The sequence below is a fragment of the Acinetobacter sp. RF15B genome, from assembly GCF_007558235.1.
Classification (GTDB): Bacteria; Pseudomonadota; Gammaproteobacteria; order Pseudomonadales; family Moraxellaceae; genus Acinetobacter; species Acinetobacter lwoffii_C.
On the sequence record NZ_VLSR01000001.1, the window covers coordinates 193,656 to 205,674 of the forward strand.

Below are 12,019 nucleotides of genomic sequence, written 5' to 3' on the forward strand. Positions count from 1 at the left end.
TTAATTTAACTGTGTGGGCGTAGTCGATAATAGCCTAAGCCTATGCAGATCATGCCGACCACAAACAGATAAGCAAGCTTTCCTAGAATCAGATGAGTGGGCACGCCCATCTGATTCAGCTGGATAAACATTTGAACAATCTGTGTCGAAGGTAAAGCCTGTCCAATGAATTGCATCCAGACGGGCATTGCAGCGTGTGGCCAGGCAACTCCGGACAGCATAAAAAATGGAATGGAAGTGAAGACAATTACATGTCCGGCACGTTCCGGCATATCTAGAAAACTGGCGAACAGGATCGTGATGCCAATTATACAGAACACAAACACTGGTACAGCGAGTAGCATGCCCCAGAAATTGCCACCACGTGGATAGTCAAACAACCAGAAGGTAAAGCCAAACAGGTAATAACAGCCCAGACAACCAATCATCAAAATGGCCAGACCAATCCCGCCCAAGGTAGTTAGATTAAGTATCTGTTTATTTTCCCGGTACAGGGCAATTAGCATGCTAAGTCCCAGAAAAATTGTCTGATGAATAATCAGTGGTGCAACAGCTGGAAATACATAACTGCCATAGCCGGATAGGGGATTGAAAAGCGGAATCTGGTGAATAGACAGGGCAGGTGAGAAATGTGAAATTTCGCTAAAACGTTCAGTATATTCACTTAGAGTATTTTCAACGGAAGCCACTAGACCTAAGCCAATCTGTTTAGTAATCAGGAAATTGGCTGCACTCAGGTATAGCCCGATCCCCCCATTTTCCCCATGTAGAAGGGATTGTGAAAGATTGTCCGGTAATAACAAGATCCCGTCAGCTTTTTGAGATTCTACCCATTGCCTGGCTTCAGCAAAATTCCCGGTGACGGCTATGGTCTGTACATTCGGGCTTTGACTGACGTGACTGATAATGCTGCTGGTTAGGGCGCTTTGCTCTTCATCGACAATAATAATCGGCAAGGCTTCGGCCTGTTCAGCTTTGTAGGCGGTTGGATAGAAAAAGCTGTAAAATAGTACCGAGAGAATCAGCGTGGTAAAAATACTGCTATTGCTGACAATATCTTTAAAGGTTTTGCAGTAAGCCCTCCAGAGTGCTTTCATGTCGACACTCCTTTAGTGGTCTTCTTTAAAAAAATATAGGCCAGTCCGGCGTAAAGTAGTACATAGATTATCAGTATTAACATCGGTTGCAGTGAAATAGCTTGCGGACTGCCAATCACCCATTGCTCGGTTTGTAATTTGGCATAAGGTGTATAAGGAATAATATGGGCCCAGAACTGGGTAAACAGCGGGGCATTATTTAAGGGTAAAGTCACACCGGCAAAACTGAGCGATGAACCACCATAGACCGCGAGTAGACCAAAAGATTTGGTCAGGTCCTGTGTAGCGAGTACGACCGCGCTACTGATAAAGGCATAGGCGCTATAGAATAAGATTTGAGCCAATACAATCAGCCAGAATGAGCCGGCAATAAACCAGCCGCGGAACTCAACCATCCACAACATCCAGGCCCAGGTCCAGAGACAGAAGATCGTCACATAGACCAGATTCTTAGAGAGAAGGGCTGACCAGAGATTCTGTTTATTAACCCAATGATGAAAAGTATGCCGCCTGAGCTCCTGACCTACTGAAAAAGCCACACAGCAACACAAGAGCAAATGCAGAATCGCCGGAACCATATACGGTTCCAGATAAAACTCATAATTCAGCTGCGGGTTATAAAGTGGAGAAATTTTAATATTCGGTGTTGGTGCATTCAGATCAGGCAGAGTATTGCCCAGATACTGTTTTCCGGTAAATTCAGCCATTGCCTGTAGTGTACTGAGTAACATGGCTGAAGAAATGGTATTGCCGATACTGAAATAGCTCTGATTAAAGGCAATACTGATTTCGGCATCTTGTGCCTGGACCAGTCGCTGTTCGGCACCTGTAGGAATATGGATGTAGCCCCAGATTTTATTCTGGTTGAGCAGTTTTTCAACCTCAACGCTCTGATCAGAAACGCTATACACTCGCAGAGTAGAATTCAGAGATAAATGATCATAGATCTGAGTACTCAGGCTGCTTTGATCTTGGTCAATAATAGCAATCGGTAAATGATCAGGTTTGCCTTTGGCAAACATGCTGCTGAATAAAATTAAAATGCAGGCAGGGGCCAGCAAGACCAGTGCCAGGTCCCATTTTTCTCTATATAAATAGGCCAATTCACGCTGAATGCCGGCCCAGAATCCAGTTGCCATTTATTTCGGCTCTTGCAGTTTAAACAATACACTCATGCCGACTTTCAGCTCTGGAATTTTGGCGGCAGGCACGAGATGAACTTTAAAACTGCGCACATCATAACCGCCAGTTTGGCGGGTAGTCTTGATCGTGGCAAACTCACCTTCAGCACTGATACTTTTTACATTAAAGTTCGCGGTTTTATTAAGGGCCGGGATATAACCTTCGAGCTGCTTTTGTTCGTGTAAAGAAGCATATTGATCTTCACGGATATTCAGACTGACCCAGCGTTCTGCCGAAATCAGGCTGACCAGAGGTACAGCAGTTGCGACCAGCTCCGAAACATTGCCATAGGTTTTGGATACCGTGGCATCGATCGGTGCCAGTAATTCAGTTTCTGCCTCAAGGGCATTGGCTTCGGCCACCGCTGCCCGGGCGATGTCCACCTGTGCATCGGCTGAACTTTTTTGCTGCGGTGTACTGCCACGTTTGGCGCGGATATATTGCTGATAGGCCGCTTCAGTCATTTGTGTGGCCGACTGTGACGCTGCATACAGTTCATCGCGGCGCTGACGGGAAATCACTCCTTCTTTAAACAGGTTTGCCCCCCGCTGATAGGAGGTTTTTGCCAGCTGTTCTTGCGCTTTCAGTGATTGCCAGTTGGCCTGCAGAGAAGCAATATTTTCGTCCTGTGAACCGCGTTCTGCGGTGGATTGGAGGGCTAGGGCAGACTGCAAAGTGGCGAGTGCCTGCTGTTTTTTCGCTTCAATTTCAGGACTATGTAACTTAACCAGTACCTGGCCTTTCTTTACTTCATCACCTTCCTGTACATAGATCCTTTCAATCCGGCTTGGAACTTTGGTCGCAATCTGAACTGTTTCCGCTTCAACCCGGCCTTGCAGTTCGAGCGCTTTAGGTTGATAGGTCTTCCAGAGGCCAAATCCAATCAAAACCAGAATGACCAGAATCAAGCTGCCCAGCAGATATTTCTTGCCAGACTTTTTCTGTTGTGCTTCGGCAGGATTTTCTTCAGTTTGATTGTTGTGTGCTACTTTTGAAGCAGGTTCATTAACCGGAGGATCAAGCTTTTGCTCATCAGTCATATTTGGCTCCATCAACGAATATAGTGAGTATTGGCATGCTGCATATAGTCTGGAAACTCAGCAATAGAGCCATGACTTTGTAATAATGTGGCGAGGGAGATAACATACTTATAAGCATTTAATGCTGTCTCTGCCTTTAAGCTGCTCAGCATATTTTGTGCATCAATTACCTGAGTTGCAGTGCCGACATCTTCCTTAAAAGACAATTCTTGAATACGCAAGTTTTCCAGAGCTACTTTCATATTTTGTTGTAATAAAACATCGCTTTGCTGGGCACTGACTGCTTCACTAAACGATTTATAAATCAGGTTTTCAACTTCCTGCTGGGTACGTGCTGTCATCAGTTCGGCAGCATAACGTTTCAGTTCGGCAGCCTGAATATTCTTGTTTTTATCAATGCCGGAAAACAAGTTATAACGTGCTGCAACCCCAACAATCCAGTTTTGCTGTGCGTCCAGACTGTATTCGCCAAAGGCAAAGACATTTGGCTTTTGAGCTGCCTGCTGGGCTTTGACATTGGTTTTAGCCAGTTCGGTATCCAGTTTCATTTTTTTAATTAAAGGTGAATTCTGGCTAAAACTGCTGAGCAGGATATTTACATTTTGTGGTTCAGCCCGATTGACAAATAAAGGTGTGCTCAACTCGGTAATGGTATTGTCCCGCAATAAGTTGTTCAACTGGAACAGTGCAGCATTCAGATTGGCCTGAGTATTTTGCTGGGTTCGATCAGCATTATTACGCGCCACTTCAAACTGCATACGCTGCCCTCTGCTAATAAATCCCTGCTGTTCCATTTTCAGGGCATTGCGATAATGTTGTTGCATGGCATTTGAATTAAAACGCGCTGCCTCTAATAACTGCTTTTGCAGTTGTACACTAAAATAGGCCTGAATCAGTTCAAAACGCTGTGTATCTTGCTGTTGCTGATTGCTCAGTTCACTGCGTCCAGCCTGAATCGTGGCAACCTCTTTGGCACTGCGGGTCAGTCCACCGGTATAAAGTGGCATCATAACTGAAACACTAGGGCGGACCACTTGGTCTTCAAGCACTACATTGGTTGAATCTGGAAGTAAACCCACGCCATCCCGAATAGGTTGTTTCAGGCTTTCTTTAAGCGGGTCAGCGATACTCTGGTCTAAATTAAACTCATCAATCTTATTATTTAAACCACTGTTCAGAGACTGCTCAAGATTATTTTTAACCGCCCCTAAAGGAATGTCTAATTCATTGCGAAAGGCATAGGCCCGGACATTGAGGTCGATATGTGGTAATCCAATTCCTTTAATCGCTTCGGCTTCCAGTTTAGAAGCCTGCTCAAGGCTTTGAAAAGCCTGACCCGAATAAGAGCGCTGTAGCAATTGTCGTTCTGCATCCTGAAAGCTGATGTTTTGTGCATAGCTAAAACTGCCATACATCATGAATGCAAGCACACTAAAACCCCAGCAGACATATGGTTTATTTTTCTTCATGTTCATCAAGTTAGTGATGTAAAAGTCACATTAAATCAGTCTAGGCTGAATTATAAATCAAGTATTTGCAAGACAGGCGACAGTAAAGTTGTAGTATTGTTGTAATTGAAATCCATCCCGTTTAAATGATCTACTTTGATTGTTATCCTGATCGCGTCTAAACAAGCACAAATTGAAAAATTATACTATTTTTATTCCCAAACTTCCCCCGCTCCTAAAATACCTTCAGAGTTGAGTGCGGCCATATTTTATCCATATAACTTCTATGCAGTGAAATCATGAATTTAAAAACTAAAAATAGAAAAAATTCAAATTATCCTTTGAATCTAGATTGATTTTTTGACTGTATTTCACTTCCTGGATTGAAATAATTTTGTGCAAGGAAGGCTGATATATGGTTAAATGCCATCATTTTATTGTGTTTCACTCTGAAAGGAAAAATCATGCGCGCGTACAACTTCTGTGCTGGTCCTGCTGCATTACCTACTGCCGTTCTTGAAAAAGCTCAAGCTGAAATGCTGGACTGGCATGGTAAGGGGCTTTCGATCATGGAAATGAGTCACCGTAGTGCCGACTATGTTGCGGTGGCTGAAAAAGCAGAAGCTGATTTACGTAAGCTCATGAATATTCCTGAAAATTATAAAGTATTATTTTTGCAGGGTGGAGCATCCTTACAATTCTCGGCGATCCCTTTGAATTTGCTGGGTAAAAACAACAAAGCTGACTATATTCACACGGGGATCTGGTCTGAAAAAGCCCTGAAAGAAGCAAAGCGCTATGGTGATATTAATGTCGTTGAAGCTGGCACCCAGATTGAAGGTAAATATGCCATTAGCGCACAAAGCGAATGGACATTGTCTGATGACGCAGCTTATGTGCATTATGCCGACAATGAAACCATTGGCGGTCTGCAATTTGCGGATATTCCAGAAACAGATAAGCCACTGGTATGTGACTTCTCTTCAAGTATTCTGTCTGCGCCACTGGATGTGTCTAAATTTGGTCTGATTTATGCCGGTGCGCAAAAGAATATTGGTCCTGCCGGTTTAACGTTGGTGATTATCCGTGAAGACTTGCTGGATCAGGCAAAACCTGAGATTCCAAGCATCCTGAGATATGCGGATCAGGCTAAAAATGGCTCTATGGTCAATACTCCATCGACCTATGCGTGGTACCTGTCAGGTCTGGTATTTGAGTGGCTGCTAGAAAATGGCGGTGTAGAGGCTATACATAAAGTGAATATGGAAAAAGCAAACTTGCTTTATGGCTATATTGATGCCAGCGATTTTTATGCGAATCCGATTGCTAAGGCAAACCGTTCAATCATGAATGTGCCATTTACCTTGGCTCATCCAGAACTTGAAAAACAGTTCCTGAAAGAAGCTGAAGCCAATCATTTGTTGAATCTTGCCGGCCACCGTTCAGTTGGCGGTATGCGCGCCAGCATTTACAATGCTGTTCCTCTGGAAGGGGTGCAGGCATTGGTGAATTTTATGGATGACTTCGCTCAACGCAATGCTTAATGCCTGAAAAGCAGAAACCCGGTAATGGCCGGGTTTTTTTTGTGCAGCTATAGTTTAAAAAATAAAAGTATGAAGGATAAAACCACAGATCAGCATGCCCAGTGCAAAAAATACACATGACATCATATCGAGATCATAGCGGGAACCAAGTCGATGTTCGACTTGCTGTAAATTTTCTTCTTGCACGATTTTCATAGATATTTATAGTCCGATCTATTTATCGTAAATCATTATTTGTTGACCGTATTTTTATCATAAAAAATTGATTAAATAAAGAACATTCCGAGCTAAACTTGTTAAAGTTCGTATTATTTAAATAACCGAGTTTAATATCTAAAGATTTATTCTAAGTTTTTAATTTCATAATTTTTTTAATCTCAAAAGCTCAATTAAAAACAAATTCACAAGAACGCTTCATTGGGTTTAAAAGCTTTTATAAAACGAAGTAAAATAAAGCCGAAATTCATTATTTTCGCTTCAATCACCCCTTCAAAAATAATCGGAAAATAGAAAAAATTAAGTTAAAAATAACCAGGAGATATTCGGCTATAAGTGAATATCTCCTCTCTTTGCAAGTTATGCTGATTTTTTATAGATACTGGCCTGAATCCAGAGATTGCCTCGAATATACTGTCCGATTTCAAAATCCTTATATTCGGTATTGCGAGTAGCAATCCGGATGAGGGTGGCGGGCTGGCCTTCATCATGAAGCAGGGTGACATCGTATAAAGTATAGTTCTGAGCCATAAATTGCATGGTGGTTTTGCCGACAATATTGCCCTGGAACCAGGCTTCATCTTCCTGCCCCAAGGTTTCGCCGTAGAGATAAGCCACCATTTTGGAAAAATCGACAGTGACGGGTTCTTTATCTTCTTCGGTTTTGGGTTCCCATGCATCAATCTGTTCCTGCAAATTCTCAGGAGCCACACCGTTATTGGCCGCCAGAATATCATTTAGGGCACGGTGATGTTTAATGGATGCCGGATCATCCACCACCAGATGTTCATGATCACCGACGGCTTCAAGCTCATAAGCCCAGGCATTCAGGTTGACGATATAAGACTGGTCTTTTTCATAATGCTGTCGATTAACGCTATACAGGTTGTCGAAAGCATAAATAATACTGTTGGCACCAAGATTCAGGCAAAGCACAGCTTGGGTATTGGATTTGCAGGAAATAATCCGGTCAATACTGGCTTTGATCTGATACGGGCTTTCAAAACATGGAAATGCGGTTTTTACAGCCTGAGGCTTGTTGTTTTCTACCGCAATCACCTGACTCAACTGCACCGCAGCTTTGCTAGGTCCCTGAATCAGCCAGGTCGTTTCATCCATTTCACCTTCTTGCGTACACAGGCCCATGGGCATAACAGGCGCGTCAAGAGCTTGGCCTAACCATTGGGGAACATCTGTGCCTGGATTTTCGGTCAGCAAGGTCCAATGCTCGACATGACTACCGAAATTCTGATCATCAATGGTAATGATCTCTGGGCTATTCTGTTTTTTCATATACACAATTGATCTTGGATGACTTATTTATGTTAATCGAGGGTTATTACGATTTTTCAAGTCAATTGAATGAATTTTAAAATTAAAATGTAAATCGGATGAAATCTATTTTTTCTTGAAGGCCAGCTGTACAAGGATTCCAGCCTTGGTTTTCTGCATAGAAAAAGCCAGAACCATACTTTTAATCTTCAACCTTGAGCGGATGATTTGCTACACTAATCGGGATTTCTCCCTTTATGGAAAGCTTTGTGTTGCCATTTAAACTTTGGGTCGATGCCGATGCATTGCCTCGTATCCTGAAAGATGTGATTATCCGCGCTTCAGATCGCTACCAGCTGGAAGTGACTTTTGTAGCCAATCAGCCTATAGGAATTACGCCTTCAGTACGGATTAACTCGATTCAGGCCATGAGCGGAGCAGATGCGGCGGATCAGGAAATTGTGGATCGTATGAAAGCGCATGATATTGTAGTTACCCAAGATATTCCTTTGGCTGCAGAGGTGATAGAGAAGGGCGGAATTGCCATTCATCCACGCGGGGAAATCTATACTGAAGCCAATGTGAAGGCACGTCTGCATTTACGTGATTTTATGGATACCTTGCGTGGCGCAGGGGTGCAGACGGGTGGCCCACCCCCCATTTCTGAACGGGATAAGCGTGAATTTTCCAGTTCATTAGACCAAACCATTCAAAAGCAGAAACGTAAAACTTCCGTTCTCTAAGAGCTTTATTCCATGCCTATACAAACCAATATGATTGTGACCTATGCCTTATTGGTTTTTATCTGGGCAACAACACCGCTGGCAATTGTCTGGAGTGTCACAGACCTGCATCCACTTTGGGCGTTGGCCTTGCGCTTTTTCTTGGCCTTACCATTTGCTTTTGTACTGCTGTGGATATTTAAAAGCCGATTTTCTCTAGACCGGATTTCCCTGCATAGTTATCTGGCCGGGGCATGCAGCTTTATTGGCTCACAGATTTTTACCTATCTGGCGACGGGCTATTTAAGCTCTGGGATTATCGCGCTGATGTTCGGGCTGTCTCCGATTATTGCCGGCCTGATTGGTCGTTTTGTGTTTCAGCTCAAGCTTTATCCTTCACAGTGGTTAGGTATGGCGATTGCCCTGTTGGGACTTGGTATTATTTGTATTGGCGGTAAAGACCAGCATATTCAGCCTGTGGGTATTGGGCTGATGTTGCTCAGTGTGGTTATTTATTGTGCTTCCATGTTCTGGGTAAAGCAGATCAATGCACCACTTGAGCCAATGACGCAGGCGGCCGGTTCAATTGCAGTTTCGGCACTACTGGCTGGTGCTATGTTGCCTTTTATCTGGCAATTTGCACCAACTGAAATCCCCCAGGCCAAATCCCTTATCGGGCTCAGTTATACGGTGATTATGGCCTCACTGGTCGCTATGTTCTGCTACTTTAAACTGGTACAAAAAATTAAGGCAACCACACTCTCTTTAACGACAGTGGTCACCCCGATGTTTGCCCTGTTTGTCGGGGTGATATTGAATGATGAAAAATTGTCGTTTATGGCGCTGGTAGGCGTGGTTATTTTACTGTTAGGTTTACTGGTTTATTTTTCTAAAGCGATTAAGGCAAGTTATTCTGCTCGCCTTCCGGAAGACTTTTGAGATTTACATTTTACTGGCTGAAATTGCTTTTGACCGACTCACCCAGCTTGACGCGATCCTGCGGATGTAAGGTAATAAAATAAGCTCCCGTCCGGTATTTGCCATTTTCTTCTTCACGGCTATAGGCCACCTGTGCGGTTGCCGCGATATGGAAGAAGTTCTCAGGATGGCTTAAGGTCACATGTAAATAAGTGCCTTCATTGATCAAATGGTTGCTAAAGAAGCTAAAACCGGTCTCCGAAAAGTTGACCTGTTCCGGTATAGGCAACAGGCTTTGTACAATGGCATCGTATAAAGAGCCAGTAATAAGGTTTAATTTTTGATTAAATAAGGATAAGATTCGAGAAATTTGTTGATCTTTTTCAGACAATTGTTCTAATTCGTAGTTAACAGCATGATCAAATTGATCTAACTCGGCAAGTAGTAGAAAATAGCGAGGCAAGACAAAATTAGAGTCATAAGGGTCATTTAAGGCAACATCATCGGAAATAATCTGATAATTGATTCGTAAGGCAGCATCGATTCGAGACATGACGCGTCTTTCCGCGAATCCGCTTGGATGCTGGAGATTTTCCATAATTTATTACCTCGGACTAGATGGTATGTTCAAACCAATCTCGCTGTATATAGGGTTGAAATATACTCGCGCACGGCGTAGTAACCACTTTATTTCTTTTATTGCACTGGTCTCAATGATCGGTCTCACACTCGGTGTAGCCGTCCTCATTACAGTGTTATCTGTGATGAATGGTTTTGATCGCGAGCTAAAAAACCGTGTCTTGGGAATGATACCTCAAGCAACTGTTTCTTCAACACAAATCTTAACAAATTGGCCTGAACTTGCAAACAAAATTGAACAGCATGAGCATGTCCAGGGGGTAGCACCATTTACCCAGTTACAAGGGATGCTGACCGCTCAGGGACAGGTTGCCGGAATTATGGTGACCGGGATTGAACCAGAATATGAAAAGAAGGTTTCGATCATTCAAAACCATATGGTTGAGGGCAGTATTGATCAGCTGAAAAAGGGTGAATTCGGGATTGTTTTAGGTAAGCAGATGGCCGATGCCATGGGGGTTGGCCTGAATGACAACATTACCCTGGTTTTACCTGAAGCCACACCTTCACCGGCAGGAGTGGTGCCACGCTTTAAACGTTTTAAGGTGGTCGGCCTTTTTAGTATTGGTGCCGAAGTAGACTCGATGATGGGCTATATCGCCCTGAATGATGCCTCGACCTTACTGCGTTTGCCTGATGGCGCACAGGGGATACGCATGAAGCTGGATGATATTTTCGTTGCTCCGCAAGTATCGCAGGAAATTACACGTGATTTGCCAGCTAATTTCTATGCCTCTGACTGGACCTATACCCACGGCAATCTATTCAGCGCGATCCAGATGGAAAAAGCCATGGTCAGTTTGCTTCTCTTTCTGATCGTTCTGGTGGCAGCTTTTAATATTGTGTCATCGCTGGTCATGGTGGTGACTGACAAGAAATCAGACATTGCGATTTTGCGGACCTTAGGTGCTTCACCTGCCACAATTACCAAAATCTTTATGGTGCAAGGTAGCGTGATTGGAGTCATTGGTACGTGTGCTGGGGCAATTCTGGGTATTATTAGTGCGACCAGTATCAGCAGTTTTATTGGCTGGTTAAATACTGCATTTGGTTTAAATATGTTTGATGCTTACTTTATTAACTATTTACCTTCTTATCTGCGCTGGCAAGATGTGGTTGTAATTGTGGGTCTGTCACTGGCGCTAAGCTTTGTTGCTACCATTTATCCGGCTTTGCGAGCAGCGAAAATTCAACCGGCAGAGGCATTGCGCTATGAGTAATCTGATTTTAGATGCCCAGAGTATTCAGAAGTCTTTTACAGATGGAAAATCGACTGTTGAAGTAATTAAGGGAATTTCATTGCAGGTTCAAGCTGGTGAATTTGTGTCAATTGTTGGCTCAAGTGGTTCTGGTAAAAGTACCTTATTGCATGTGCTGGGCGGGCTTGATCGCCCGACTGCCGGGCAGGTGATGGTCAATGGTCGTCGCTTTGATAATCTGTCCGAGGCAGAGCGCGGCTATATGCGAAATGAACATCTGGGCTTTGTTTACCAGTTTCATCATCTTCTTCCAGAGTTTACTGCATTGGAAAATGTGGCCATGCCCTTGATGCTACGCAAAGGAACCACTTTTAAGGAAGCCAAACAGCAGGCTGAATATCTGCTGGAACGTGTCGGACTGTCTCATCGCCTGACGCATCAGCCTGGTGAGCTGTCAGGCGGGGAGCGCCAGCGTGTAGCATTGGCACGGGCTGTGGTGACTAAACCCAAGCTGTTGATGGCCGATGAACCGACTGGCAACCTAGATCGTAAAACAGCGGAAAAAATATTTGAACTGCTGACAGAGCTGCGTCGTGAATTTAATATGGCGATGCTGATCGTTACCCATGATGAACAGCTGGCACATGCAGCAGACCGAATTTTACATATGCAGGATGGTCTGTGGCTGGAGAACTAAATTACAAGAAAAATCTTCTTTAATTGAAGCCCACTCCGGTGGGCT

General features: G+C 43.7%; 12 protein-coding genes. 5 read left to right on the forward strand and 7 right to left on the reverse strand.

The genetic code is table 11. The features are described 5' to 3' along the window. Positions 1-5 precede the first annotated feature (5 nt). Genes E2K74_RS00915 through E2K74_RS00930 form a run of 4 tightly spaced genes read right to left on the reverse strand, consistent with a single transcriptional unit; the run spans position 6 to position 4,794 of the window. Positions 6-1,097, reverse strand: a complete 1,092-nt coding sequence (locus E2K74_RS00915) for an ABC transporter permease (RefSeq protein WP_151205885.1) — start codon at positions 1,095-1,097, stop codon at positions 6-8. Further along, positions 1,094-2,236, reverse strand: a complete 1,143-nt coding sequence (locus E2K74_RS00920) for an ABC transporter permease (protein WP_151205886.1) — start codon at positions 2,234-2,236, stop codon at positions 1,094-1,096. Before E2K74_RS00920 ends, E2K74_RS00915 begins: the two co-directional genes overlap by 4 nt. Next, positions 2,237-3,319 (reverse strand): HlyD family secretion protein, encoded by a 1,083-nt coding sequence (locus tag E2K74_RS00925; RefSeq protein WP_151205887.1) that lies wholly within the window; start codon positions 3,317-3,319, stop codon positions 2,237-2,239. Between the two features lie 11 nt (positions 3,320-3,330). After that, on the reverse strand, positions 3,331-4,794 hold the full coding sequence (locus tag E2K74_RS00930) for a TolC family protein (RefSeq protein WP_151205888.1): 1,464 nt from the start codon (positions 4,792-4,794) through the stop codon (positions 3,331-3,333). Positions 4,795-5,231: 437 nt separating this feature from the next. Here E2K74_RS00930 and serC point away from each other — a divergent pair, with 437 nt between their 5' ends. Beyond that, a complete protein-coding gene (gene serC / locus E2K74_RS00935) occupies positions 5,232-6,311 on the forward strand; it encodes a 3-phosphoserine/phosphohydroxythreonine transaminase (RefSeq protein WP_151205889.1) in 1,080 nt (359 codons plus the stop codon). Positions 6,312-6,365: 54 nt separating this feature from the next. Here serC and E2K74_RS14655 read toward each other — a convergent pair whose 3' ends face one another. Then, positions 6,366-6,506, reverse strand: coding sequence for a hypothetical protein (locus E2K74_RS14655; RefSeq protein ID WP_162850556.1), 141 nt, complete (start codon positions 6,504-6,506; stop codon positions 6,366-6,368). 381 nt (positions 6,507-6,887) lie between these two features. Further along, positions 6,888-7,820 carry a hypothetical protein gene (locus E2K74_RS00940; RefSeq protein WP_151203501.1) on the reverse strand — a complete coding sequence of 311 codons (933 nt, stop codon included), beginning with the start codon at positions 7,818-7,820 and terminating at the stop codon, positions 6,888-6,890. A 236-nt stretch (positions 7,821-8,056) separates the two neighbouring features. On the opposite strand from E2K74_RS00940, the gene E2K74_RS00945 reads away from it, so the two are divergent. Then, complete coding sequence (locus tag E2K74_RS00945) at positions 8,057-8,542, forward strand: YaiI/YqxD family protein (RefSeq protein ID WP_161982755.1); 486 nt, start codon at positions 8,057-8,059, stop codon at positions 8,540-8,542. Positions 8,543-8,554: 12 nt separating this feature from the next. Next, positions 8,555-9,460, forward strand: coding sequence for a DMT family transporter (locus E2K74_RS00950; RefSeq protein ID WP_151205891.1), 906 nt, complete (start codon positions 8,555-8,557; stop codon positions 9,458-9,460). Positions 9,461-9,470: 10 nt separating this feature from the next. On the opposite strand, the gene E2K74_RS00955 is transcribed toward E2K74_RS00950, so the two are convergent. Then, entirely contained in the window at positions 9,471-10,037 is a 567-nt protein-coding gene (locus E2K74_RS00955; protein ID WP_151205892.1) for a PilZ domain-containing protein, read from the reverse strand. A gap of 25 nt (positions 10,038-10,062) precedes the next feature. Between E2K74_RS00955 and E2K74_RS00960 the strand changes: the two genes are divergently transcribed. Continuing rightward, positions 10,063-11,298, forward strand: a complete 1,236-nt coding sequence (locus tag E2K74_RS00960; protein WP_151205893.1) for a lipoprotein-releasing ABC transporter permease subunit — start codon at positions 10,063-10,065, stop codon at positions 11,296-11,298. Next, positions 11,291-11,974: a lipoprotein-releasing ABC transporter ATP-binding protein LolD gene (gene lolD / locus E2K74_RS00965; RefSeq protein WP_151205894.1), complete on the forward strand. Its 684-nt coding sequence runs from the start codon at positions 11,291-11,293 to the stop codon at positions 11,972-11,974. The genes E2K74_RS00960 and lolD overlap by 8 nt, the downstream gene beginning before the upstream one ends. The last annotated feature ends 45 nt before the right edge of the window (positions 11,975-12,019 follow it).

What these genes read in the sequence shown, in the direction of transcription:
- E2K74_RS00915 (WP_151205885.1), bottom strand. Translation starts at nt 1,097, where the DNA reads ATGAAAGCACTCTGGAGGGCTTACTGCAAAACCTTTAAAGATATTGTC.
- E2K74_RS00920 (WP_151205886.1), bottom strand. Translation starts at nt 2,236, where the DNA reads ATGGCAACTGGATTCTGGGCCGGCATTCAGCGTGAATTGGCCTATTTA.
- E2K74_RS00925 (WP_151205887.1), bottom strand. Translation starts at nt 3,319, where the DNA reads ATGACTGATGAGCAAAAGCTTGATCCTCCGGTTAATGAACCTGCTTCA.
- E2K74_RS00930 (WP_151205888.1), bottom strand. Translation starts at nt 4,794, where the DNA reads ATGAACATGAAGAAAAATAAACCATATGTCTGCTGGGGTTTTAGTGTG.
- serC (WP_151205889.1), top strand. Translation starts at nt 5,232, where the DNA reads ATGCGCGCGTACAACTTCTGTGCTGGTCCTGCTGCATTACCTACTGCC.
- E2K74_RS14655 (WP_162850556.1), bottom strand. Translation starts at nt 6,506, where the DNA reads ATGAAAATCGTGCAAGAAGAAAATTTACAGCAAGTCGAACATCGACTT.
- E2K74_RS00940 (WP_151203501.1), bottom strand. Translation starts at nt 7,820, where the DNA reads ATGAAAAAACAGAATAGCCCAGAGATCATTACCATTGATGATCAGAAT.
- E2K74_RS00945 (WP_161982755.1), top strand. Translation starts at nt 8,057, where the DNA reads ATGGAAAGCTTTGTGTTGCCATTTAAACTTTGGGTCGATGCCGATGCA.
- E2K74_RS00950 (WP_151205891.1), top strand. Translation starts at nt 8,555, where the DNA reads ATGCCTATACAAACCAATATGATTGTGACCTATGCCTTATTGGTTTTT.
- E2K74_RS00955 (WP_151205892.1), bottom strand. Translation starts at nt 10,037, where the DNA reads ATGGAAAATCTCCAGCATCCAAGCGGATTCGCGGAAAGACGCGTCATG.
- E2K74_RS00960 (WP_151205893.1), top strand. Translation starts at nt 10,063, where the DNA reads ATGTTCAAACCAATCTCGCTGTATATAGGGTTGAAATATACTCGCGCA.
- lolD (WP_151205894.1), top strand. Translation starts at nt 11,291, where the DNA reads ATGAGTAATCTGATTTTAGATGCCCAGAGTATTCAGAAGTCTTTTACA.